Annotated in this window: 23 protein-coding genes; all 23 read right to left on the bottom strand. The window is 31.8% G+C overall.

The features are described from left to right. Positions 1-143 precede the first annotated feature (143 nt). The 23 genes from G3A47_RS08290 to G3A47_RS08180 all read right to left on the bottom strand — a co-directional run bounded on the left by G3A47_RS08290 (position 144) and on the right by G3A47_RS08180 (position 26,148). A complete protein-coding gene (locus G3A47_RS08290; RefSeq protein ID WP_166921697.1) occupies positions 144-2,111 on the bottom strand; it encodes a polysaccharide biosynthesis protein in 1,968 nt (655 codons plus the stop codon). A gap of 91 nt (positions 2,112-2,202) precedes the next feature. Beyond that, positions 2,203-3,078, bottom strand: a complete 876-nt coding sequence (rfbA, locus tag G3A47_RS08285; RefSeq protein WP_166921696.1) for a glucose-1-phosphate thymidylyltransferase RfbA — start codon at positions 3,076-3,078, stop codon at positions 2,203-2,205. A gap of 70 nt (positions 3,079-3,148) precedes the next feature. Further along, a complete protein-coding gene (gene rfbD, locus G3A47_RS08280) occupies positions 3,149-3,994 on the bottom strand; it encodes a dTDP-4-dehydrorhamnose reductase (RefSeq protein WP_166921695.1) in 846 nt (281 codons plus the stop codon). Further along, positions 3,994-4,542 (bottom strand): dTDP-4-dehydrorhamnose 3,5-epimerase, encoded by a 549-nt coding sequence (gene rfbC / locus G3A47_RS08275; RefSeq protein ID WP_166921694.1) that lies wholly within the window; start codon positions 4,540-4,542, stop codon positions 3,994-3,996. The genes rfbD and rfbC overlap by 1 nt, the downstream gene beginning before the upstream one ends. 43 nt (positions 4,543-4,585) lie before the next feature. Next, complete coding sequence (locus G3A47_RS08270; RefSeq protein WP_166921693.1) at positions 4,586-5,725, bottom strand: DegT/DnrJ/EryC1/StrS family aminotransferase; 1,140 nt, start codon at positions 5,723-5,725, stop codon at positions 4,586-4,588. Next, entirely contained in the window at positions 5,718-6,362 is a 645-nt protein-coding gene (locus tag G3A47_RS08265; protein ID WP_166921692.1) for an acetyltransferase, read from the bottom strand. Before G3A47_RS08265 ends, G3A47_RS08270 begins: the two co-directional genes overlap by 8 nt. Positions 6,363-6,364: 2 nt before the next feature. Further along, the gene (locus G3A47_RS08260; RefSeq protein ID WP_166921691.1) at positions 6,365-6,967 is read right to left on the bottom strand and encodes a sugar transferase; all 603 of its coding nucleotides are present in this window, start codon (positions 6,965-6,967) and stop codon (positions 6,365-6,367) included. Further along, positions 6,960-8,111 (bottom strand): glycosyltransferase family 4 protein, encoded by a 1,152-nt coding sequence (locus tag G3A47_RS08255; RefSeq protein ID WP_166921690.1) that lies wholly within the window; start codon positions 8,109-8,111, stop codon positions 6,960-6,962. The genes G3A47_RS08260 and G3A47_RS08255 overlap by 8 nt, the downstream gene beginning before the upstream one ends. 134 nt (positions 8,112-8,245) lie before the next feature. Beyond that, positions 8,246-9,331, bottom strand: coding sequence for a right-handed parallel beta-helix repeat-containing protein (locus G3A47_RS08250; protein ID WP_166921689.1), 1,086 nt, complete (start codon positions 9,329-9,331; stop codon positions 8,246-8,248). 10 nt (positions 9,332-9,341) lie between these two features. Further along, positions 9,342-10,412 (bottom strand): EpsG family protein, encoded by a 1,071-nt coding sequence (locus tag G3A47_RS08245; protein ID WP_166921688.1) that lies wholly within the window; start codon positions 10,410-10,412, stop codon positions 9,342-9,344. Continuing rightward, positions 10,399-11,247, bottom strand: a complete 849-nt coding sequence (locus G3A47_RS08240; RefSeq protein ID WP_166921687.1) for a glycosyltransferase family 2 protein — start codon at positions 11,245-11,247, stop codon at positions 10,399-10,401. Before G3A47_RS08240 ends, G3A47_RS08245 begins: the two co-directional genes overlap by 14 nt. 42 nt (positions 11,248-11,289) lie before the next feature. Beyond that, positions 11,290-12,321, bottom strand: coding sequence for a glycosyltransferase family 4 protein (locus tag G3A47_RS08235; RefSeq protein WP_166921686.1), 1,032 nt, complete (start codon positions 12,319-12,321; stop codon positions 11,290-11,292). A gap of 141 nt (positions 12,322-12,462) precedes the next feature. After that, positions 12,463-13,542 carry a polysaccharide pyruvyl transferase family protein gene (locus tag G3A47_RS08230; RefSeq protein WP_166921685.1) on the bottom strand — a complete coding sequence of 360 codons (1,080 nt, stop codon included), beginning with the start codon at positions 13,540-13,542 and terminating at the stop codon, positions 12,463-12,465. Positions 13,543-13,551: 9 nt separating this feature from the next. Next, entirely contained in the window at positions 13,552-15,213 is a 1,662-nt protein-coding gene (locus G3A47_RS08225; RefSeq protein WP_208328348.1) for an FAD-dependent oxidoreductase, read from the bottom strand. A gap of 83 nt (positions 15,214-15,296) precedes the next feature. Further along, positions 15,297-15,875 carry an acyltransferase gene (locus tag G3A47_RS08220; protein WP_166921684.1) on the bottom strand — a complete coding sequence of 193 codons (579 nt, stop codon included), beginning with the start codon at positions 15,873-15,875 and terminating at the stop codon, positions 15,297-15,299. Continuing rightward, the gene (locus G3A47_RS08215; protein WP_166921683.1) at positions 15,872-17,272 is read right to left on the bottom strand and encodes a lipopolysaccharide biosynthesis protein; all 1,401 of its coding nucleotides are present in this window, start codon (positions 17,270-17,272) and stop codon (positions 15,872-15,874) included. Before G3A47_RS08215 ends, G3A47_RS08220 begins: the two co-directional genes overlap by 4 nt. A 2-nt stretch (positions 17,273-17,274) precedes the next feature. Then, positions 17,275-18,396 (bottom strand): non-hydrolyzing UDP-N-acetylglucosamine 2-epimerase, encoded by a 1,122-nt coding sequence (gene wecB / locus G3A47_RS08210; RefSeq protein WP_166921682.1) that lies wholly within the window; start codon positions 18,394-18,396, stop codon positions 17,275-17,277. Positions 18,397-18,446: 50 nt separating this feature from the next. Then, complete coding sequence (locus G3A47_RS08205) at positions 18,447-19,526, bottom strand: Wzz/FepE/Etk N-terminal domain-containing protein (protein WP_166921681.1); 1,080 nt, start codon at positions 19,524-19,526, stop codon at positions 18,447-18,449. A 16-nt stretch (positions 19,527-19,542) separates the two neighbouring features. Continuing rightward, positions 19,543-21,969, bottom strand: a complete 2,427-nt coding sequence (locus G3A47_RS08200) for an SLBB domain-containing protein (protein WP_166921680.1) — start codon at positions 21,967-21,969, stop codon at positions 19,543-19,545. Positions 21,970-22,009: 40 nt separating this feature from the next. After that, positions 22,010-23,056, bottom strand: a complete 1,047-nt coding sequence (gene rfbB, locus G3A47_RS08195) for a dTDP-glucose 4,6-dehydratase (RefSeq protein ID WP_166921679.1) — start codon at positions 23,054-23,056, stop codon at positions 22,010-22,012. Between the two features lie 12 nt (positions 23,057-23,068). Continuing rightward, a complete protein-coding gene (locus G3A47_RS08190) occupies positions 23,069-24,076 on the bottom strand; it encodes a mannose-1-phosphate guanylyltransferase (protein ID WP_166921678.1) in 1,008 nt (335 codons plus the stop codon). A 31-nt stretch (positions 24,077-24,107) separates the two neighbouring features. Beyond that, positions 24,108-25,391 carry a nucleotide sugar dehydrogenase gene (locus G3A47_RS08185; RefSeq protein WP_166921677.1) on the bottom strand — a complete coding sequence of 428 codons (1,284 nt, stop codon included), beginning with the start codon at positions 25,389-25,391 and terminating at the stop codon, positions 24,108-24,110. Positions 25,392-25,683: 292 nt separating this feature from the next. After that, positions 25,684-26,148 (bottom strand): UpxY family transcription antiterminator, encoded by a 465-nt coding sequence (locus G3A47_RS08180; RefSeq protein WP_166921676.1) that lies wholly within the window; start codon positions 26,146-26,148, stop codon positions 25,684-25,686. Positions 26,149-26,150 lie beyond the last annotated feature (2 nt).

Here is a 26,150-nt window from a genome sequence, read left to right as displayed (position 1 = left end):
TTAAAACTGGGGCACTCTTTTATTACTATATACAATTAACAAGATTTTTGCTTCCTTAAAAATTATTTAAAAAGCAAAAAGGCGTTTTTTAAAAAAACACCTTTTTATATACCTGTTATAATCAAAATTCAATTCACCAAAAACTAGTTATCCAAAACTTCAAAAGTCGAATTCATACTTTTAAATTCCGGCACTATTTTTTTCATTTTAGCAACAATATCTTCATTGTCATAAAAATCTGCAATACCGATAAGCTCTTCTATTTCTGTATGCAAATTTTCATACTCATCCTGTATTTCCTGGGCGATCATGATCTTGTTGTGATAAGTCGGTAACGTTTTAGAAGTATCATTTAGTAATTCTTCATATAGTTTTTCTCCCGGTCTTAATCCAACAATTTTTATTTTTATCTCTTTGTCCGGAATAAAACCTGCCAACTTAATCATTTTTTTAGCTAAATCAATAATTTTTACCGGCTTACCCATGTCAAAGATATAAATCTCTCCCCCATTACCCATTGCTCCGGCTTCCAGTACCAACTGACAGGCTTCAGGAATAGTCATAAAATAACGAATGATATCCTGATGCGTTATCGTAACAGGCCCACCTTCGGCAATTTGTTTGGTAAACAAAGGCACAACTGATCCGTTTGATCCTAGAACATTCCCAAAACGAGTCGTTATAAACTTTGTAGCGGTTTGATTCTCTTCTCTTTGGTTTTTTAAAAATAAAGACTGTACATATTTCTCTGCGATTCTCTTACTGGCTCCCATTACGTTACTAGGATTAACCGCTTTATCCGTAGAAACCATAACAAATTTTTTGATGTTATATTTACAGGATAAATCAGCCAGATTCTTAGTTCCCTTAATATTTGTCAGAATTGCCTGGGACGGATTTTCTTCCATTAAAGGAACATGTTTATAGGCTGCAGCATGATAAACGACATGCGGATTGTAGGTTTTAAAAACTTTTTCAAGTGCTTTTTTACTTCTCACATCACCCACTACCGCAACGATTTTTGTTTCACTGTTCATACTTAAAGTCTCTAAGCATAAATTATGAAGCGGAGTCTCTGCATTATCTAAAATAACGATTCTTTTAGGGTTAAACCCTAATACCTGTCTTACGATCTCACTTCCTATTGAGCCTGCTGCACCACTAATAAGAATGGTTTTGTCTTTTAGCTGTTTTGAAATTGATTTACTATCCAGAACTATAGGTTTACGCTCTAATAAATCTTCAATTTGAATATTTTTTACTTTCTGAGAAATCTCTTTTTGGTTTTCCCAGTCAGAAATAAGAGGCACGGTATAGACCCGGTAATTAAATTCTAAACACTGATCAACGATAATTAATTGCTCCTCTTTTGATAAACTTTTATCAGCAATAATTACACCTTCTGCAGCAACAGAACGCATTAGGGCCGGTAATTTTTTTCTTAAAATCAAAATAGGTAGATCTAACATTCGTTTAGATGCATTTTGATTGTTTTTATCTACAAAACCAACAATTTTAAATCTGGAAGGAGATTCAAATTTTAATGCATTGGCTACCGAAATAGCATTTGCATCTGTTCCGTAAATAACGGTTCTGATTAACTTAGAACCCGCTTTCTCAGAAAAATACAATTCAAAAGTTTGCTTTACAATTACACGATATAAAAACAAACCGCAAAAAGATAAAACTAAATTTATAAACAATGCCGTATTTAAGAACGCTTTATGTCCAAAATACAGCTCAAATATCAAATTAAAAAACAAGAAAAACACCAAAACTGACATTTGTGAAAACAGCAGTTTTATAGCATCAATATAAGATGAGTGTCGAATAATTCCCGAATAGGTCCTAAATAGCCAGAAAAAGAACACATTGACTAAAATTAGGCTGCTTACAAAATAAAAATGATGTGAAGTAATAATGTATCCCAGTGCTGTCCCTTCAAACAGCATATAAGTAAAAGTAAAAGAAAAGGCTAATACCATTACATCTATACCAACAATAATCCACCTAGGTAAGTAACTTAAGTTATTAATATTGGCTCTTAGATTTCTTGGCGAAAAATAACTATGCAAGAAATCCGTGATTTTGGTTGGTTTATCTGTATTCAATTTGGTTTGCTTTGAAAATATATATGGGTATTTTTTACAAAAATACAAATTTAAAGATACTAAAAATTCATTTCAATTAAAAATAACGATTTTAGTATTCTACATCTGAATTTAAAAGATTTAACAAATATTCTCCATAACCTGACTTGTGTAACGACTCCGCCAGCGTTCTTAATTGGTTTGAAGTGATAAAACCTTGCCTCCATGCGATTTCTTCAATACAACCCACTTTCAATCCTTGGCGTTCTTCCAGTACCTGTACAAATTGTCCTGCCTGCATTAAACTGCTAAATGTACCTGTATCTAACCAGGCTGTACCTCTACTTAAAATTCCAACCTTTAATTTATCTTGTTCAAGGTATACCTTATTTACATCTGTTATTTCATATTCACCACGAGCACTTGGTTTTATATTCTTAGCAATTTCAACTACCGAATTGTCATAAAAATATAAACCTGGAACAGCATAACTTGATTTAGGTTTTTCAGGTTTTTCTTCAATTGAAATCGCTTTTAGATTTTTGTCAAATTCAACCACTCCATATCGATTTGGATCAGAAACATGATAAGCAAAAACTACACCTCCGTTTGGTTTTGTATTAGATTTCAAAAGCTCTTGCATATTTGAACCAAAGAATATATTGTCTCCTAATATCAAAGCAACATCATCATCTCCTATAAATTCTTCACCAATAACAAATGCTTGAGCTAAACCATTAGGAACAGCTTGTTCAGCATATGCAAATTTGCAACCCAAAGCTACTCCATCTCCAAGCAATTTCTTAAAATTAGGCAAATCATAAGGAGTTGAAATGATTAATATTTCACTTATTCCCGCCATCATCAACGTTGATAGTGGATAATAAATCATTGGTTTATCATACACAGGCATCATTTGCTTACTCACTGCAAGTGTCAGAGGATGCAAACGAGTACCAGATCCTCCTGCTAAAATAATTCCTTTCATATCATTACAATTTTAGATTCTATTGCTAAAATTAATTTTTAAAATTTTGTTTTCTTACTAAAGAGATCTTTTAGGTAAACATTTTTTTTAAACTATCTTTATAATTTGGAATTTCAATTCCATAAACAGATTTTATCTTTGTTTTATCCAATAGCGAAAAGACAGGTCGTTTTGCTAAAGAAGGGTAAGCTGAGGAAGAAACTCCCACTATTTCACAACTATATTTTCCAAGTTCTTTTATACTTAATGCAAACTCATACCAACTTACTTCACCCTCATTTGAATAATTGTAGATTCCTGAGAACCATTTTCCAGATCTGAGGATTGTCATCATGGTTTCAGCTAAATCGGCAGCATAAGTTGGTGATCCTACTTGATCATTGACAACATTTATTGACACTTTTTCCTGCATTAACCTTTGCATAGTTTTTACAAAATTATTACCAAAATTGCTATACACCCAGGAAGTTCTTATTACAATTGCATCTTCGCATTCTCTAAGACAAGCAATTTCTCCTTCTCTTTTACTTGCACCATAAACATTAATAGGATTCGTTACGGCTTGCTCATCTAAAGCAATTGAAGAACTTCCGTCAAAAACATAATCAGTTGAAATATGAATTAGTTTAGCTCCATTTTTTTTAGCATATCTTGCAATTAACTCAATTGCTAAATGATTAATCGTAAAAGCCAAATCTTTTTCTGTTTCGGCTTTATCAACCGCTGTATATGCACCACAATTTAAAATTATTGCGGGTTGAATTCGAGACAATTGACTTTCCAGCAACTCTAAATCATCAAGAGAAACTTTATTTCTATCTGCAAAAATCCACTCATACTGTAAATATTTTGGAGACAATTTATAAAGTTCAGAACCTAACTGTCCTTTTGCTCCCGTTACCAGAATTTTTTCCATTAAAACTGACTGTTACAATTTTCAATAAAAGGAAGAATTTGATCTTTTTCAGAAACAATTGCTTTTTCCAAATCTACCCCCCAGTCAATATGCAAACCCGGATCATCGAATTTAATTCCTCCTTCAGCTGTTTTGTTATAAAACTGATCGCATTTATAAAGCACTGAAGCAGTATCGCTTAAAACAGAAAAACCGTGTGCAAAGCCTTGTGGTATCAATAACTGCTTTTTATTTTTATCTGATAAAAAAACAGTAAATGATTTACCATATGTAGGTGAGTCTTTCCGTAAATCTACGGCAACATCCATAATTTCGCCTTGTAGAACACGTACTAATTTTGTCTGAGCAAAAGGAGGGTTTTGATAATGCAACCCTCTTATTGTTCCTTTTCTGGAATGAGACTCGTTATCTTGAACAAATTCAAAATCTATACCTAAATCTCTAAATGTATTAGTATTAAAAGACTCAAAGAAAGAACCTCTATTGTCCTTAAAAACTGATGGAGTTAAAATTATTAACCCCTCAATAAATGTTTTTTCTATATCCATATCAAATCACAAATGATTTTTAATTCATTGACATAAATTTAATTTATTCAAAAAAAGTGACCATTGCTTCTTTTATTCTATCTCTATCTTCATCGGTCAGATTTGATCCAGAAGGAAGACACAATCCATTTTCAAATAGATTTTCAGCTATTTTTCCTCCATAATAAGAATATTTTTCAAATATTGGCTGTAAATGCATTGGTTTCCAAAGAGGACGACTTTCTATATTTGCTTTTTCAAAGGCTAGTCTTAAATCTTCTCTTGTTTTTCCTCCAGTTTTTTCAGGGTCAATCGTTATTGCTGAAAGCCAGTGGTTTGAATAATAACTTTCATTAGGTTCTGTTAAAACTGTTACTCCTTCTATATCTTTAAAATAGTTTCTGTAAAAATCGTTCATTTCTCGCCTTAATTGAATATGGGCATCCAAAACTTCCATCTGTCCACGACCTACTCCTGCACAAATATTACTCATTCTGTAATTATATCCCACTTCGCTATGTTGATAATGAGGGGCATTATCTCGCGCCTGAGTAGAAAGAAAAACAGCTTTATCTTTTAATTCTTTACTTTTTGCAACTATTGCACCACCTCCGGAAGTTGTGATTATTTTATTTCCGTTGAAAGATAAAACTCCGATTTCTCCAAAAGTCCCACATTTCTGATTCTTAAAATGACTTCCCAATGCTTCAGCACTATCTTCTAAAACGGGAATATCATATTTAGTTGCAATTGCATTTATTTCTTCAACTTTATAAGGCATTCCATAAAGATGTACTGCAATTATCGCTTTAGGCTTTTTTCCATTAGAGATCCTATCAACAATTGCTTTTTCTAAAGCAACTGGACAAAGATTCCATGTTTCAATTTCACTGTCAACAAAGATTGGAGTTGCTCCAAGATACATTATTGGGTTTGCCGATGCCGAAAAAGTCATACTTTGACAAATTACTTCATCACCTGGTTTTATATCTAAAAGTATAAGCCCTAAATGAATTGCTGCGGTTCCGGAACTTAAGGCGCCAATAAAAGAATCATTCCCCAGGTAATTTTCTAAATCAGCTTCAAAGCCATTTACATTAGGACCTAATGGAGCTACCCAGTTAGTATCAAAAGCTTCTTTAACAAAATTTTGTTCGCTTCCTCCCATATGTGGTGAAGAAAGCCATATTTTTGAATTATTCATGGTATTTAATTGGTTTTGCTGGAATTCCTACTGCTGTACATTTTTTCGGTAATGATTTTGAGACTACTGCTCCAGCCCCCACAATTGTATATTCTCCAATTTCTAACTGATTTATAATTTTTGCTCCCGTACCGACATAAACACCTTCTTCAATTAAAACTTCTCCAGAAATATTTACGGATGGCATAAATGAGCAATAACTTTCAATAGTAGTATCGTGCCCTACGGTACACATTAGATTTAAAATAACAAAATCTCCTATATTAATGTTTACCGTTATAATATTAGAAGCACAAATTATACACCCTTTTCCAATATTTACTTTATCTGTTCCAATATATACATTTGGATGAATTAGAGTAGGAAAAACGATCAGCTCATTTTTTATCGAACCGATAATCAACTTTTTAGTTTTAGGATCTGCAATAGCCAAGACAATAGCGGTCTCTTCTTTCAAAAAATTGATGTCATTTACCCCTCCCAGAATCGGATATCCATTAATAATTTTACCCTTTTCAATACCATCGTCATAGTAACCTATAAACTCATATTGATTATTTACTAAATTAATCTGGTCGATTAGCATCTTTACTTCTCTACCAAATCCACCTGCGCCTACAATAGCAATTTTTTTCATAATTAATTTCCTTTAAACGCTTCTGTCGTTGCGGAATTAGCTGCATTAATGCCTTCAGAAACGAAAACTTTTTTTATAGTTTTAAAAAATATTCTTAAATCAGTCTTCAATGATATATTATTCACGTACCATACGTCCAACTCAAATTTATGTTGCCAGCTTATAGCATTACGCCCGTTTACTTGTGCCCACCCGGTAATACCTGGCTTAACATTATGACGTTGTTTCTGAAAATCACTATACAAGGGTAAATACTCTGGCAATAAAGGCCTTGGTCCAATAAGACTCATTTCTCCTTTTAATACATTTAAAAGTTGAGGAATTTCATCTAATGAAGTCTTACGTACAAAACTTCCAATTTTTGTTAATCTATCAGCGTCTGGCAAAAGATTTCCATCTGAATCTTTCCTATCATTCATAGTCTTAAACTTTAAGATTCGGAATATTTTCCCATTTTTGCCAGGTCGCCTTTGAACAAAAAAAGGTTTCCCCTGATTGGTAATAAAAAGACCAATTGTTACAAATATTAATACTGGACTGAATAACAGTATACCAAACAAGGCACAAATAAAATCAATTGTTCTTTTCAAATAGATATTATACATTTTTTTCTAATTTTTTATATTCTTCCAGAAGGGCACCCCAAACTAATTGTTGCTCATATCTAGAAATAATATGGAGACGGGCATTCGACCTAAGTTTATTTCTATACTCCGTATTTGTTAATATTTTAATCATTGCGTCGTAAATCGCATTAGAATCTTTTACAGGAATAATTATCCCATTTACATTCTCTCTGATAATCTCATTGCAACCATTAATATCTGTAACGATACTTGGTAAATTCATGGCACCTGCCTGCATTACTACATTTGGAAAACCTTCTCGATAGCTCGGAAAAACCAAACTATCTGCCAATGCAAAATAAGGTCGAACGTCCTGTTGAAAACCAACTGTTACAATAGCCTTAGATTCCTGAATCGCATTTATTGTTTCTCTATCTAAAGGATCAAAATCATCTTCAAAAGGACCTACTAATACTAATTTCACCTCTTTATAGTTCGCTTCAAGTTTAGAAAAAGCACTAATAAGTTCATTAATCCCCTTATCCTTAACCAAACGTCCTACAAAAACGAAAACAAAATCATTTTCAAAAATCTCTAATTGCTTTCGTGTTCTGATTTTATCTTCAGTGGTATATAACTCAGGATCAAAATATTTTGTATCAATTCCATTAACATTTCCATTCCCAATTACTTTCAGTGGTTTTCTGGTAATTCCATAACTTTTTAAATCATCACTAACTCCTTGTCCTTCAGGATAAACATTTGTTGCACATAAGCACAACAACTTGTCCATTGCAATTAGAATTTTCTGAAACAACCCTGATTTTGAAGGAAATATTAGTCCCGTAAAAGTATGCATACGAATCGGAACGCCAGCTAATTTTGCTGCGATCATACTTAACAAACCGGCTTTGGGTGTAATTGAATGCACTATAACTGGGCGCTCTTTTCGAAAATAAAAATACAATCTTACTAAAGAAATAAAATCTTTTACCGGAGCTACTTTTCTTTCCATCTCAACAGAATGAACTCTAACCTCTTCCCTTTGAGCAACCTCTTCTAAATCAACCCCCTTACCAGAAACTGCTACAACATTAAAATAATTACTTAAAAACTTTAACTGTCCTTTTAATAAAACATTTAATGAGATCGGAACAGTCGATAATCGAATAATTTTATTCATTTTATGTATTAATCACTAGTCTGTTTACTTAATTTTGTTTTTACCATTCGTTTAATTATATACCTAATAATATTTAAACAATAACTTTAACGAGTAGAAACTACAGAAATATTGGATATTTTTATATTGGCTGACTAGTCTTTCGTATTAACTAACTCGTTATTTTTATATTTTTTTACTTTATCAAAAATAACTTTTACATCATATTTTTTTGAATTTTTCCAATAAAAATCTTTTTTCGGATTTTTTAAAACTGCATTAGTTACTGTTATTGTACCAATTGGATTCTGGATCGATTCATCGTCATTAATTGATGTTCCGAAAGAATAATTAGAACCTTCATCGGTATAATTTAGCACCTTTATATTTACTTTTTTTTGCGGATTATTTTTAATTGAAAAAGATTGCAGATTAACCGCTATTCCTCCCGGATTATTGTAGGTATAAATATTATTTAAGTTGACATTATTTATAGTTTCATTATAAAGACTTGGTTCGATTTGTATACCGGACATAGGCAGAGTTCCAAATGTATTAGCTATAAACACAGAATCAATAAGTAAGTTATTTGCTGAAGTAATAGAAATACCGTCTCTTCGTGCACGATCAATAAATCCATTTTTAACTACCACATCAGAGCTTACTTTTCCATTTTCCGATCCTACAAAAATGCCATCACCCCAAGTATTCTTTATTTGAAAATTATTAATCTCTACATTCGAACTATTCAAAACACAAATACCTGCACTCCATTCTCCTTTCTGCTCACTTTTCTCATTTCTGCTTCCAATAATATTTGCATTATAAATTTTGACATTAGAGGCGTTGTAAACTTTTACAATGTCATTTAGTCTTCCTGTTGCTGGGCCCTTAAATTGTATAATTGAATTTTGATTAAAATACACTATTCGATTTGAAGGAATGAACAGCCCTTTGTTGTTTATTAAAACCGGAAAATTGGGCATCACTACTACTGAATATTTATTAATTGCATTCTGAAGTTTATCAGTATAGTCTACAATTCCTTTTTTATTCGGATTTGTTGGAAGACTTTTGTCAAGATAATAAGCATTTTTTGGAAAGACATACTTTTGGTAACCTTTATAATATTTTTTTACAAGTAGCTTTGACGGATTTGAATAAACATAATCTTGTGCATTTGCTACGTGAGAAATAGCGAAACAGAAAAATAATGTTTTAAAAAAAAGAGTAATTTTCATAGGTTCGAGATTATCTAGATTGAAAAAAAACAAAGATAAATATTAAGAACAATATAGAAAATAAAGCTTTTATACTTTTCTTACTTTGATAAACTTTAAACATCGGCGAAAACAAAATTGGAATAACACACCACGACATAACACCCCATCTATCAGAATATGGAATTTGAAACATCATATAAAATATAGAACTTATCACAATATAATATTTCAATAAATTGGTATAGAAATCATTCTTTTCAATTTTATTCAAATAGACAAATAAAATTAAAAATATAGTGTTAAATGCAACAAACTGAGGTTTGAACCCTACTAAATAAGAAGAATCATCTGCATCTAAATAACCGCTTCTTCTCTCATCTATTAATAAAAAACCAATAAAATACTCTTTAAAAGATAAGATACTGATACTTGCTGCAGACAGAAACACTGATGCGATATAGATACAATAATAATAATTCATCCGTATTTTCTTGAAGTAAGCAACCGACAAATATATAACAACGGGGATAAGGCTTGTAAAGTGAAAGCAAACAGCTAATACTAAAAATGAAATCCATTTAAATTTTTTCTTCGGCGAAAAATCCCTATAAATAATTGCTAACACAAAAAAAGCCAAAGACAATCCTTGCCGTATAACATTTATCCCTAACGACTCAAAGAAAAAAAGACTAATTAATGAAAATACTGAAAGGAAAAAATTTGATTTATAAAATTTTGTATATTTTTTTAGAGCATAAAAATTCAAAGTCACGTATAAAAAGCTCATTATAAAAAGAAAAATCTGTGGATTTTCACTAAAAATGTTTAAGAACTTAAACATATATCCGACAGGTGCATCGGTACCGTAGGTTATTTCGTCATGATGAGTATACTGCCAATGATACATTTCTGTATCTGTACCAACATCAATTGCTCGCAGACCAAATAAAAAAACATACGCAAACATTAAGACGAGAACAATATAACTAGCTACCCCTTGATAATTTCTTTTTTTGAAGTCAATATTAATAGCTGTAAAAACAGCAAAAAATGCAGCTATCGAATAAATGATGTAAAATAAAATTTTATATAGCGCCACTTATAATCGAGTCTAACTGTTTTTTAAAATCTATTTTTGCAGTTTGCGTTAATTGTTGAAATCTTTTATTAAGTAAAACATGCTCCTTTTTAAGTTTTTCAAGAACAATATATATAGTGTATTTTACGTAAGATTCTAATACTATTTTTATTCTATTTAATGTTGATGTTCGGTAAGTTTCAGCAAATTTCAACTTACCTTTAATCATTTTTAGATGTTTTCGGGAATTATTACTGCTATCTTCTCGATAAAATAATAAAGGATGACTCAAGTTTTTAAAACGATACTTATCGACAAGTCGGTACCATAACTCCATATCTTCCATTTGTATAAACCCCTCTTTGTAAGGGTTTTTCAACAACAACTCCCTTTTTACCATTACGGTCGGATGTATAGGAAAAAAACCCTTAAGAATATCGTTTTTATCCTTTATTACAACAGATTTTTTATATCCTAAAATGTTATTATCCTTATCAATGCTCACAGCGTCACCGTGAACAATGTCGATTTCCGGATTACCCCTCAACAACTCTAATTGTTTTTCTATTCTATTTGGAAACATTACATCATCAGCATCCATTCTTACAAAATATTGTCCTTCTGAAAGCCCAATCATCTCATTTAATCTATAGATTAAACCTTTATTAATGCCATCATTAATAATTTTGATTCTGGAATCATGAAATGAATTCATAATATCTAAAGACTTATCTGTAGAACCATCATTAACTAATAGTAATTCGAAGTCCTTAAAAGTTTGCTGTAGTACAGAATCAATAGCTAATTTAAGATATTGTTCTGCATTATATATTGGGATACCGATTGAAACTAACATTTTTTATTTTATTGAGAATTTTACAAGAGCAGAATAAACAACCTATAGTTTATTGGATAAAGTCATTAATTTATCCTGGATTAACTTAATGTATTTATCATCTGAGTAATAGGTATCAAAGTTTTGTTTATATACCTTCTCTATTTCAGCTACATTGATACTCTTTGAATTAAAAGCGATAATCTTATTTGCAATCTCTTCCAAAGTATCCTCTTCTATCCTGCATTTAAGCGAATAATCTCCTAAATTGATATTATCTTCAAAATCTTTTACAACATTTGTATATATCGGAACAATCCCTGCTGCAAGATAAGAATTCATTTTAGTAGGTGTTGCGACATTATTTATGGGATCATCCTTTCGTAACAGAAAACCATACTTATACTTCACTAGTTCATCTTGCAATTTTTCCAGTTTTACAAAACCAACTGTAACATTTTTTAAATCATATTTCTTAATCAATTCTTCAGCTTCGTTTCTTTGTCCTGTCAATAAGGTTAACTTCGCCGTTTGATCATAATCGTAAACTTTTTTAAAAACTTGTACACTTTCTTCTATACACTGCCAGCCATATAAGGCTCCAGCGTATACAAAACTAAGGTTTTCATATTTTTTCTCAACCCAAAATGAGGTTTCATCCAATGGCTTATTATAACAAGGAATAATAAGCGATCTATTTCCAAACTTTACATCGTATTTCTGCTCGTAAAAACGTTCCATCTCTTTAGATACAAATAGGCATAAATCTGTTTTTTTAAGACACTTTTTTTCAAAATAACTTAAATAAGCTTTCCCCAGTTTAGATCTTAGTGTATAGTTATGCAAGAGTTCATACTCTTCAGGTCCAATTCCTTGAAACCAGTTTACAAAAAAGTATTTTTTATGCTTATTCTGGAATTTCAATTGATTTTGATCTGCCACTCTTATCGTTACAACAATATCAACATTTTCAATTACAAATGGTTTCTCAGAAATTATTACCTCGCAAGTATTAAAAGCTTTTATTATTAAATTAGTGTAATATTCTGTTGCCTCATTCATGGCACTTTTAGGCAGATAAAAAAATGCTCTCATTAATCTCTTTTTAATAGCTTATCAGTAACTAACAACTATATGTTTCTGATAGTTGTTACTATTTTTACAAATTAAATTTTTGTTATAATTTTAACGTTGGTACAAAATTTTTATTGCGAAGAAAAATCTATAGTCTAACAGTTAGTATAATTCGTTATATCTTTTCTTGAATTCCAACAACATATGATCTGCTTTTACTTTTCTTTCTTCTAAAGAATTTCCATAATCAATATCGTAGTTGAACTGATGAACCAATTTAACCAATTGCTCTATATCAAAAGGTTTTTCCCATAGTTTTATTTCCTTTACCTGCTCGGTCAAGATTTTTAATTTTGGCTCTATCTCCACACAAATTACAGGCTTCTGCAATAAAGCTCCAATAATTGCACCATGATATCGCGCACTAATAAAGCCGTCAAATACGTTTAATTCTTCTAAAAACAAATCGATTGAATATTTTTGAGGATCCCAAATCAAAGCATTTTCCTCTTTTAATTTTGTAATCCATTCTTTATCTTTTGAAGGTGCAAAAACGATAAATTGCAGTTCAGCATCTGAGTAAGATTTATAGAACCTCATTAAATTATCAATATAATTTCTTCCTGATTCTTCCCAATCCCAATCCCTAACAATAATTCCTATTTTCTTTTTTGGTTTGGTATCAATTGCTTTTTCTAAAGCAATTTTCATGAAATAGGAAGAAAAAACTACATCTGCACCTAAGGTTGCTGAAATATCCCAATCAGCACAATATTGGCTTGAGACTTCATCTCTTACGCCAACAAAATCAGCTTCTGAAACCCTTGCTTTAGCATTACTTATTGCTTGCTGATTTTCATAAAATGGTCCGATACCAAATCCTATAAACGCAATTTTAGAATTGTTTACATCAGATTTACTAAAAAAACTCTTTATTTTTCTTTTAATTAGTGCCGGATTCTTAATCGCAATATTAATTTTTTGCAACAAAGATGTATCATAATTGTTCTGAAAAGCAAAAAACTGTGTTCCTCCTCCATATACTTCCCAATCTGGCACAAAATCTGGTTTCAAATAGGTACTATCGTTTAGAAGTTTCCCAACATAATTATTTTCATCACCAACGAAATTTAATTGTACATTATCGAACTCTTTTAAAAAATAGTTTTCAAATACGCACATTAAGAGATCATCTCCAAAATTAGTTTCTCCGTAAGCTCCTCTTATATTAATTTTCATCATTCAAATATATTATTGCAATATGAGTTTCTTGTCCAGTAACTCATTTCTTAAACTCTCGTACGGTAAATTTTGTACCGTTGTACCTTTATTTAATGCCAATACAGCAGCTACCGCAGAAGCTTGTCCTAACGACATATAAACCGGCTCCATTCTAATAGAACCAAATGCAATATGTGTAGCTGATAAACAAACGGGAACAAATAAATTAGTACATTCTGTTCTTTTTGGAACAATAGAGCGATAGTCAATAGGGTACGGCCTAGGAGTTCTTGCCATCAACTGACCTTCATTTTTAACATTTCCGTTATTATCAATATAACGTTGTACAATATGTGAATCCATTGGATAATCTCCTAATGAAACCCCTCTCTCAGCTTTTATCTGACCACTACAATTTCTTTCTGTCATCACATACTCCCCAATCATCCTTCTGCCTTCTCTAATATAAAGTTGGTTTGGCCAATTATTACTCTCAACGAACTCATCTTTTGCCAGTCCCCATTCCCTATAAAAACTGCGAATTCTCTCCGGCACATTAGGGCTATTTGCTAAGGTCCACAAAAGCCCAATCTGATAACGTTTATGGTTTGCTATAATACTTTCTCTTTCCTCATAATTTCCTTCCGGATAATTATAATTTTTACCAACGTAATCCGTTGAAACCGGACCGAAATTATTTGAATCTGTTTTACCATTAGGCAACGGCATCAGATCAAAAAAGGTATTCCCGTCATAAGTCTTAAGATAATCATATAATAAACTATAATCATCTTCATTATAATCGATTGGCTTTTCTATAGCGATGCGGTTATCTCTAACATTGGTAAGGCACATTCTATAACAGTAAGCTTGAATTTTTTTATCCCCTGTTCCATTACCCGGTAAGCTGAGATGACCTGTAAAACTATGTTTTTTTATTCCATCCGGTAATTGGTTGCGATCATGATGAGGAACTCTCTGCACCCCATTATTTATTTCATTATATTGACTATTACTTTCTCTACCATAAGTATAAGAAACCCCTGATTTAGCCATTAAATCCCCTTCATAAGTTGCATCAATAAACATTTTACCTTTTATCACTAAACCTGACTCCATTTTAATTGAAACTATTGCATTTTGGGCATTTTTCTTAACACCGTCGTTTAAATCAAGTCTCTCGCTATGTAAAACTGGAACCGCATTATTAACAATAAAATCTCGCAAAACATATTTAGCTGCTTTTGGTTCAAACCAAATCATCACTTCTCCATCGTACGAGTATCTGGCATAATTGCCATTATTGCCAAAAAACCAGTTCTGCCCATTACTATAATATTCTTTTATTGACTTGTAAAAATCTCTTGTTAGACCTCCTAATATGTTTGTATTTACTACATCTGTAATTCCAAGTCCATTCGTAGTCATACCTCCAAGAGCCGTATTTAATGGTTTAATCAAAAGAACTGTTTTTCCAGATTTTGCAACTTCAGCGGCTGCCAAAATACCCGAAGCTGTTCCTCCATAAACCACTACATCATATTCCTTAGCTACATCAATATTTTTGACACCGGTAGTAGTTTCAAAATTAAAAATAGGCTTTGCATCTCGAAAATCATCTTGTGAACAAGAAAAACAAAAAAGAAAACCGAACATCAAAAACAAAAGAAAACGTAATTTTATAAAATTCATTTTAATAGCGGTAAAAAAGTTAAACTTAAATAATAGAAACTAATAATTAATATAGCGAAATATAATGTTTTCCTATATTAATTCTATAATGATTCATTATTTGTATAATTAAAATTTATATCTGGTTTTAGATTCTTTTCTATTTTTTCTTTAAGATAAATTTTATTCTCACTCTTTAATCGATAATAATGTCCCGAATCTCTACTTTTAATAACCTTACAAGGATTCCCAACAACAATTGAAAGCGCAGGAATTGTTCCTGATACAACGGCTCCGGCTCCAATTATACATCCTTCACCAATAGTACTCCCGGGAGTAATTATTACGTTTCCTCCTATCCATACATTCTCTCCGATTGTTACTTTTCTAAAATCAAAAGTTTCATCATAAGGAATATACTTTGAATTTTTAAAACTATGATTTGCAGTGTGCACTACTAAATTGGGTCCGACAATCACACCATCCTTTATTTCTAACCCGCCTAAACCATTAATCTCTGCATTAGGCCCTATATAGATATAACTCCCCAACGATACTCGATCGGGATAAAAAATTAATGTGGAAGAACTAATTTTATTATTATCACCAAGTTTTTGCAAAGAATTTAACAACCGCTTTAATCTAATATTCTGATAAAATTCATAAACTTTTTTAATTATCATCTTTTTAAAAATTTTAATATTAGACTTTTATTAATAAACAAGATTAAAATTAGTACCATAACAAACAACAGCAACTGAAATCGAAATTCCAAAAGATTCATCAAAATACTCAAAGCAACTATAGCAACCAGAGATAATATATAATAAAACTCCTTTATCCTAAGATTTAATTCCTTTTTTAAATCAAAATATCGCAATAAATATATAATAAAAAAACCAAAAAAATAGGATACTGATATACCGTACAAACCCCATCTTTCAACTAATAAAAAACCTAAACCAACAGAGGCTAATCCACCAATTACAGTAGTAACTGTTATCTTTATAGTACTTCTGCTTTTTTGATAAATAAGACTGATTAATGCAGCAATAGTATTAAAACCAACTCCTAAATACAAAAAAGACATGTATTTCCAAGATTCATAAAATTCACTGTTAACAACGTATTTGGTATAAATAGGTGCGCCTGCAATAAGAACAGCAATTATACTAAATTCTATTTTCATAAAGTAAACCAACAATTTACTAAAATCTTCCATTTTAGTATCTTTCTTAAGGAAAGCATCTTGTATGGGTAAAACAAAAATCGAATTTATGATTACTATGATCGATGGGAATCTTGAAGATATTGCGTAAATACCGTTTGCTTCTGCTCCTAAATAATGCAAAATAATAAATTTGCTTGCAGATCCAATTACCCACCAACTCATTAAATTAGGGATAAGTGGAAGTGAATAACGACACATTTCTTTCAATAATTTTTTATCAAATCTTCTAAAAGAAAAATATTTAAAAATCTTAATTTGAAAAAGTATCAACAGACAGGCAATTGCATAAGCCACAATATTAGCAAGCAAAATACCTTCTACTTTTAAGCGCAATACATATATAAAAAGCACATTAAAAACGATTACCAGAAATGTAGTAACAAGGCCGTTTAAAGCAAATTTCTTGGTATCTCCTTCTCCTCTTAATACGCTTTGCAGTATCGGCAATAAGCAATTTAAAAACATTAGTACAAAGAAATATTCTTTGTATTGAAAAGTTTCAAAACCGCAATAAATTAGAAAACAAATAGAAAAAAATAAAAAACCAATACCAAAGGCTATCATTGTATTGGTTATAATTTGTGTTTTCAATATCTCATCTTCTTTATCCCTATCAATTAACCATCGATATCCAGAATCAGAAATTTGCAAGGAAACTAAGGGAACAAACAGGGTTATTGTTGTGATAAATATATCATATTCCCCTAAGTCTTTTTTAGTTAATAAGAATGTGTAAAAAGGAAGTAATAAAAAAGATAATATTTTTGATCCAAAACTTCCAATAGAATAAATTAATGTTTCCCGAAACAATTTTTTTCCGAGATGGTCCGCCGAAGAAGAAGCTTTCATACTTAATTTGTACGGATGAATTCTACTATTCTTTGACAAGCTTTACCATCTCCGTATGGATTGTGCAGCGCACTCATATGTTGATAGCGTTCGTTATTTATTAATAGTTCATTTGCTTCTGATACAATTTTATCTTTATCTGTCCCTACCAAAATTACAGTTCCTGCATCAACTGCTTCCGGTCTTTCTGTAGTGTCACGCATTACTAAAACGGGTTTACCCAAGCTAGGTGCTTCTTCCTGAACCCCTCCCGAATCGGTAATAATTAAATAAGATTGCTTCATTAACCAAACAAAAGCGGGATATGCTAAAGGGTCTATCAAGAGAATATTAGAAACATTTGACAAAATATCATAAACAGGTCCTTTTACGTTTGGATTCAAATGTACCGGATAAATAATTTGAGCATCCGAATGCTGTAACGCAATTTCTTTTAAAGCCCCACAAATATTTATAAATCCCTGTCCATGATTCTCACGTCGATGTCCAGTCACCAAAATTATTTTTTTAGAAGGATCAACAATTGTCTTTAAATAATTGATTTCTTCATTGTCAACATTATCAACTATTGATACGCTTTCCAATAAAGCATCTATTACCGTATTACCTGTTACTAATATACTTTCAGGATTACAATTTTCTACCAACAAATTATTTTGGGAAGCCGTTGTAGGAGCAAAATGAAAATCTGCAATACGACCGGTTACCTGTCGATTAATTTCTTCAGGAAATGGAGAACGTTTATTATGTGTACGCAAACCTGCTTCTACATGACAAACTTTAGCCCCAGAGTAAAAAGCTGCAATACTGGCTGCCATAGTTGTAGTGGTATCACCATGAACATAAACATAATCAGGTTTAAAATCCTCTAAAACAATTTTTAACTCCGTAATAATGTCTGCTGTTAATGAATATAAATTTTGATTTGCTTTCATTAAGTCTAAATCATAGTCGGGAATAATTTTAAAAAAGTCCAATACTTGATCTAACATTTCTCGATGTTGTGCCGTTACACAAACCTTAGTTTCAAAATCAGTAGTGTTTTTCTGAAATTCTTTCACCAAAGGTGCCATTTTTATGGCTTCTGGTCTTGTACCAAATATGATTAAATTTTTTATCTTCATGTTAATGATATTCTTGCTTTAAATTAAAGGAAACATAGCTAAACAATCAACTATGAAGAAAGAGATTCTTTTATGTACTTCTTACCCATAAGAATCAAAATACAAATGAATCCAAAAAGAAAAGATCCGATTAACATCCCTTTAAACTTACCCAATTTGTCTTTTTTCAATGGCAAAATTGGTTTGTCGATAATTTGAATTAAGGGTGTTTCTTTTCTTAGGGTTACTTTAGCTATTTCAGTTTGTTTAACAAGTTCTGTCAATATAGCTGTATTTGCCTCCACATCTACCTGTCTTCTTGCTGAAGGAGCACGACGAACATTTAATGCAGGATTTAAATTAAAAGTATTATCCTGTGCTACTGCTACTCCAGTAATTGCTCCATTAAGTTCTGCTCGTATTGAATCTGTTTGTTTTTCTAAAACAGCCATATTCATACGCGCTTTCTTACTCTTAGTACTGATATAAAAATCTGAAACTTCTTTAGCTAGGCCTTCCGCAAAATATTTCGAAAACAATTCATTTGTAGATGACATATCTATTGTAACAATTGCAATTTTTTTATCTTTCTGAGCAATTACCAATCCTTTGCCAGATAAATTTTCATAAATCGATCCCAATATACTATCATGAACCCGTGTAAAAGATTTACGCTTACTATCCGGCAGAAATTCTATGGAAGCTAGTTTAGGATTATCTGCCCATTTTTTGCGCCAGCCATTATTTTGAATATACATTTCCGCCAAGGAAATAACCTTCCCCTTTGAAATAGAAACTGGCGTTAACAATGTTTGCTCTACCATAGACCTCGATTTCAACAGTTCAGTTAAATTTGCTCCTGTAAAAATACTTCCACCACCGCCACCAACATCTATTCCTAAAGAACTGGCAAGTCCCAATGCGCCTCCTAAACCTCCTCCACCGGATTTTTCATCTTCTAAAGCAAATGATAAACTGGCGGTATATACAGGCTTTTTAATAAAGGAATAGGTCAATCCTCCAACTGCCCCTATAACCCCAGCCAATACGATTATTCTCCATTTAGACAATAAATAATTATACCAGCCTCTAGCTTTTTCCAATATTTCTTGCAATGAAATCTCATCATTAATTTCAGGTTTATTATCCATGCTAAAATTCTATTACTTATTTAAATGCAGTTACAATCAACAAAGCTAAACTTGTTATTACACTACCAATACTTACCCATTCTCCAGTAGTCATTTTATTTACTTCCGGTTTTTCCGGCACAATAATCTGTGAATCAGGCATAACCTTTGGATATGCTCTAAAGAATAAAAATGATTTTGTAACATCAGCTTTACCATTAGGATAGATTATATAAGCCTTCTTTTTCCATCCTTTACTATCTACTCCTCCAACTGCATTTATATAATATTTAAAACTCTTCCCACTTCTATACGGAATCTCAGAAGTCAGCAACACATTACCTGTTACTTTTACTCCCTCATTATAGTCTGTAACTATGATTTCATCATCTGGGAATAAAGTTACATTAGAATAATGGTCTGCATTTTTTACGATTTTTTCCCAGTCAATAGGAATTGTAGAAAACTTCACCTCATTTTTTAATTTTTGAGATAAATCTTCATTTAGTGAATCTTTTTTAGATAAATTTAAATCTATACTTTCAATTTTAGCTAATTCATCTTGCTTAATAGGTCTTCTAATTTTCATGCCCTCTATATTAGCAATAGAAGTTAATCCTCCAGCTCTCATAATTAGATTATACACTTTTTCTTTTTTGTTAGCCAAAACGTACTTACCAGGATATGTCACAGCACCGCTTACGGTAATCATTTGTGGCTTTTCGTAAACAGCTACTCTTCTAATATTAATTACATCAAAAGGTTTTAAAAGAAAATTTTTGACTTGCTCATTACTATCTTCTGTTATATCAAGTTGCATTAATTCAATACGTTTCTTATCCATATCGTTTATTACATCTGATTTTATCATTCTTGCAATTTCTACTCTTTTAGATGCCGAGCCAGTCAACCCTCCTACTTGTACAATTAAATCATTCAAAGTCAGATTTTCAAAATAGTCATATACCCCGGGATTTTTTACTTCTCCATCTATAGTAACTTTGTATTCTTCTCTAAAATCTAAAATAGAATAAACAGTTAAAACATCTTCTCTTTTTAACTCGATATCAGCTCTTAAATCACCTGATAAAGCAGCACTTATATCTACATTAACGATCTCCGTAGTCAAATCAGGTTTTAGACGTATGATTCTTGCTCTTTTACTGTATGCATCCTCTTTTAGGCCTTCTGCTCTTGTAATCAGATCCGAAATCCTCATTCCCTCGTTAAAAGAATAATAATCCGGTCTAAAAACAGCACCTTCTATTTTGATACGATTTTCAAATCGAGCTAAGATTTTAGTTATTCTAAAAACATCTCCTGATTTAGGATTGTAACTACTAAACTCACTTTCATTTATATCATGAACTTTAAATTCTTTCCCCGTTTTCTGTACAACATTAACTGAGGCTGTATAAGCATATTCATTAAATCCTGACGCAAAATTCAATAAGTCGGAAAAAGTTTCTCCCTTTTTTATTTCAAAAATTCCTGGACGTTTTACCTCTCCCTGAACTGTTACCCGCTGACTATAAGCAGGAATCCTTATAACATCATTATCTTTCAAACTTACATTATCTGATTGGTCACCTTTTACCAAAAATCTATAAATATCAATATTTCTAAAAACTTTATTATTTCTAATCAATTCAATATTTCTATAACTCCCGTTTTTACCAGGCCCCCCTGCTAAATGTAATGCGTTATAAACAGTTGCCAAGGATGAAATTGAATAATTTCCGGGTTGTTTCCCTCCAACAACCGTTATCTTTATCGTTCGTATTTTATCTAAACTAACACTAACTTTTGACTGTCCTGATTGAACAGTACTATACACTTTTGCAATTGCCGATTTTATTTTTTGCGTTGCCGCTTCAACTGATATTCCCGAAACTGCGATTTGACCTACATATTGTATAGTAATTTTTCCTTCAACACTTACTGGTATAGTGGCATTGAATTCCTGAACACCATAAATACTAATCTGCAATTCATCTCCAGGTCCCAAAATATAATTCATTGGAGTTGCTAATTTTAAATCCGGCTCAAAATTCAGAGTTGGATTATCAAATAACTCGGAACCAAAAATTAGAGCATTTACAGAATCCTTTGCTTTAACATTTGTAATAACATCCTGATTTCTTCCGAATTGCGCTTTATTGTTCTTATTTTGATTGAATTTATTATCCGCATTTTCAGATGTATTTGAAAAAGTCTTTAATCTTATTTTTAACTTATCAAACTCTTCTTGACTCATCCCTCTGGACAGAACCATCGATTCAGCCTGATCGATAGTCATATTATTACTTTTTAATTGCGCGTTAATTTTACCAAGATCATCATCAGACAAATAATCTACTTTAATAGTACTTAAATCTCTAGACTTAAAAATATCCTGGGCATTTGCACTAAAAGACATTAAAAGAACAAAAAAAAGAGTAAGGATATATGTTAGTTTTTTCATAATGAATATAATTTTAACCTAAATAACTTATCTATAAATTTTAGGAATATTGTTTCTGATAATAATCTTTGTAAGAACCTGAAGTTACATTTTGCAACCATTCTCCATTGTTAAGATACCAATTAATTGTTTTCTCTAAACCTTCTTCAAAAGTCACAGATGGCTTCCAACCAAGTTCTTTGTTAATTTTTGAAGCATCTATAGCATAACGTAAATCATGACCTGGTCTGTCTTTTACATAAGTAATTAGTTTCTGTGAAGTTCCTTCGTCTCTTCCTAGCTTTTGATCCATAATCTGGCATAGTAATTTCACTAAATCTATATTCTTCCATTCATTAAAACCACCAATATTATACGTCTCATGGTTTTTTCCTTCATGAAAAACCAAATCAATTGCAATAGCATGATCTTCCACAAACAACCAATCCCTTGTATAGTTACCATCACCATATACCGGTAAAGGTTTATTATTAATAATATTATTTATAAAAAGGGGAATTAGTTTTTCAGGAAAATGGAAAGATCCATAATTATTTGAACAGTTTGTTAAAACATAAGGTAGTCCATATGTTTCTCCATAGGCTCTGACAAAGTGGTCAGAACTTGCCTTAGAAGCAGAATAGGGCGAATTAGGATCATAAGGAGTTGTTTCCGTAAAAAGCCCCTCAGCTCCAAGGGAACCATAAACTTCATCCGTACTGATATGATAGAAACGTTTTCCTTCAAAATTACCTTTCCATTGATTTTTTGCTGCATTCAACAAATTCATCGTTCCAATTACATTTGTTTTCACAAATGCCAAAGGATCTTCGATAGAACGATCTACATGTGATTCAGCAGCTAAATGCAAAACCCCTTCAAATTCATGTTTTGAAAAAAGCTCATTTATAAACACTTCGTCTACGATATCTCCTTTTACGAAAGTATAGTTGTGGTTATTTTCAATGTCTTTTATATTCTCCAGATTTCCGGCATAAGTTAAAGCATCTAAATTATAAATCTGATAATTCGGATACTTCACTACAAATCGTCTTACAACATGTGACCCTATAAAACCAGCACCACCGGTTATAAGAATTTTTTTCATCTTAGCTTTCAATTAATTTAACAAATGTGAATTTACTTTTTCTAACTCCCCATATAAATCTTTTACATCTTGGGAATTCTCTTTTTGCAAAATTAAATTTGCAGTATCAGTACAAACAAAAATAGTATTTTTCAATCCTAAGAAAGCAGTATACTTATCACTTCCAATAACCATATTCCCATTATTATCTGTGGAATGACCTTTAGATACCAAATAATCATAAACAGATTCAAACGATCCCAAATCTGACCAAGAAAATGAAGCAGGAACTACTTTAATTTTTTTACTTCGTTCCATCACAGCATAATCGATACTAATAGATGGAATTTCTAAAGATAAATTCAAATCGAGTATTCCGTCCTTACTGGATTCCCAAACTATCTTTGCTGTCTCGTACACATCCGGCTGGAATTGTTTTAACTCTTCTAAAAGAATTCCTGCTTTAAAACAAAACATACCACTGTTCCATAAAAATTTTCCTCTTGCGATAAAGTTTTTAGCTGTCGTTTCATTTGGTTTTTCACGAAATGAAATTACTTTATCACCGTTAGATTCAATATAACCATATCCCGTTTCCGGTTTAGTTGGTATAATTCCAAATGTTACAATATAACCTTCTTTTGCCTTTAAAACGGCCTCATTTATGGCTTTATTATATTCTTCCATCTTATCAATGATATGATCAGAGGGAGTCACAATTAATATATCATCAGGATTAGATGCAAATGCTGCAAAAGCAATAGCTGCAGCCGTATTCCTTGGAGTAGCTTCTACAATATTAAGAAATTCGGTTTGGGTTTTGTCCATCACCTTGGTACTTAAGTGATGATTATCAACATTACCTACTACCATAACCTTACTAGCCAAATAACTGTTTCTTTCAACCGTCATTTCAAATAAAGACTTCCCTTCAAATATCTCCAAATATTGTTTTGGTTGGCTTTTTCGTGACAAAGGCCATAATCTGCTTCCAATTCCGCCAGTCAAAATTACATGTATGATTGAACTGCTTATTTCCATTTTCTTTTAAATAAAAAAGAAACTTTAACTACTACAACCTATTATCGGCTATAGTACCTAAAACTCCTTTTACATCATATACTAAACTATTTGATTTTTGCAACTCGGAAAAATCCAGTTTCAAAAATTCTTTGTGTGCTACACCTAAAACAATAGCATCAAATTTCTCCTTTGGAATTGAATCTATTGTGGTGAGTTTGTATTCTTTACTAACCTCGTCAATACTTGCCAACGGGTCGTAAATGGTTACCGCTATACCGTATTCCTTCAATGCTTTTATGACATCTACGATTTTTGTATTTCGAACGTCGGGACAATTTTCTTTAAAAGTGATTCCAAGCATTAACAGATTGGCACCATTAACAGAAATTCCTTTTTTAATCATCAATTTAACGACCTGAGAGGCGATATACTCTCCCATACTGTCATTTAAACGTCGTCCTGCCAAAATTATTTCAGGATGATAACCAAATTCCTGCGCACGTTGTGCCAGATAATAAGGGTCAACTCCTATACAATGACCTCCAACCAATCCTGGTTTAAAAGGTAAAAAGTTCCATTTTGTGGCTGCTGCAGTTAATACTTCCTGAGTGTCTATATTCATTAAATTGAATATTTTCGCCAGTTCGTTCACAAAAGCAATATTAATGTCACGCTGTGAATTTTCAATAACTTTTGCCGCTTCCGCAACTTTTATACTTGGTGCTAAATGAGTTCCAGCTGTAATCACCGATTTATAAAGCGCATCAACCTGTAAACCAATTTCGGGAGTTGATCCTGAAGTCACTTTTAGAATTTTTTCAACTGTATGTTCTTTATCTCCCGGGTTTATGCGTTCAGGTGAATATCCAGCAAAGAAGTCTTCGTTAAATTTCAACCCCGAAACCTTTTCTAACACGGGAACACATTGTTCTTCTGTTACACCCGGATAAACAGTTGATTCGTAAATAACAACATCGCCTTTTTTCAGTATTTTACCAACAGATTCACTCGATTTATACAATGGAGTTAAATCGGGGCGGTTATTTTTATCAACTGGTGTTGGAACTGTTATGATAAAGTAATTGCAGTCTGCAATATCATTTAAAGAAGTAGTACAAAACAATCCTGTTTCAGCATTAGGATTATCTACCAGTACTTTTTGCAAGGTCACATCATCAACTTCTAATGTAGTATCAAATCCTGACTTTAAAGAATCTACTCTTGATGTATTAATATCAAAACCGATAACGGCATACTTTGTCGCAAACAGCCTCGCTAAAGGCAGTCCGACATAGCCCAGACCGATAACAGCTATTTTTATATTCTCATTCAAATTATTCTCTTTTTTAATCGATTTAGTCCTTAAAACTCACGGCTACGCCTTTCCCTGTCACATAAATCGACACAGAAACCGGAAAAATCATTTTTGGCAAATATAACACATTAAGTCAATTAATTCAATACGTTTATTAACAGACTTAAAAACAAAAAAACCTATAAATACAAAGCTTTACAAATCAAAACGGTGCGATTTTATTTGCAAAAAAAAGAGAATGAAAAACACTAAAAATGAATTTCACTCTCCATTAATTAACTTATGTCTTTTATCTTACACATGAAGATCACTACTTATACTTAATCTTCAAAACACATCCTAAAGATTCTAATACTAAAATATAATGTGTATTAGAAATTTCCCTAACAATTGCATCCTGACTACTAAAAGCACCGGACTCCAGTTTTATCCGATCACCAACCTGAAATGCCGCTACCGAAATATCACTTACATTTGAATCCGAAAGACCCTTTTTTATTACAGCGATTTCCTCGTCTTTAACAATCGCCGGTTTTCCTAACCAAAACAAATAGCGGACTACACCGGCAACCTGAAAAACAGTATTTCGATCTATATCTGGCAATTGAACAAATACATAGGAATTAAAAAGAGGTACTTCAATTTTTTTCTTTCTGTCCGACCATTGCTTAATCTGAGTAACTACCGGACAATAGCATTCAATCCCTGATTGATTTAATTTTTCAGCAACCTTCTTTTCCCATTTGGGTTTTGTATAAACTACGTACCAATTCATAT

Origin of the sequence: Flavobacterium poyangense (genome assembly GCF_011751075.1) — a bacterium.
GTDB lineage: Bacteria > Bacteroidota > Bacteroidia > Flavobacteriales > Flavobacteriaceae > Flavobacterium > Flavobacterium poyangense.
Note: the sequence above shows the minus strand (reverse complement) of the source record. Positions and strands in the feature narration are given on the sequence as shown.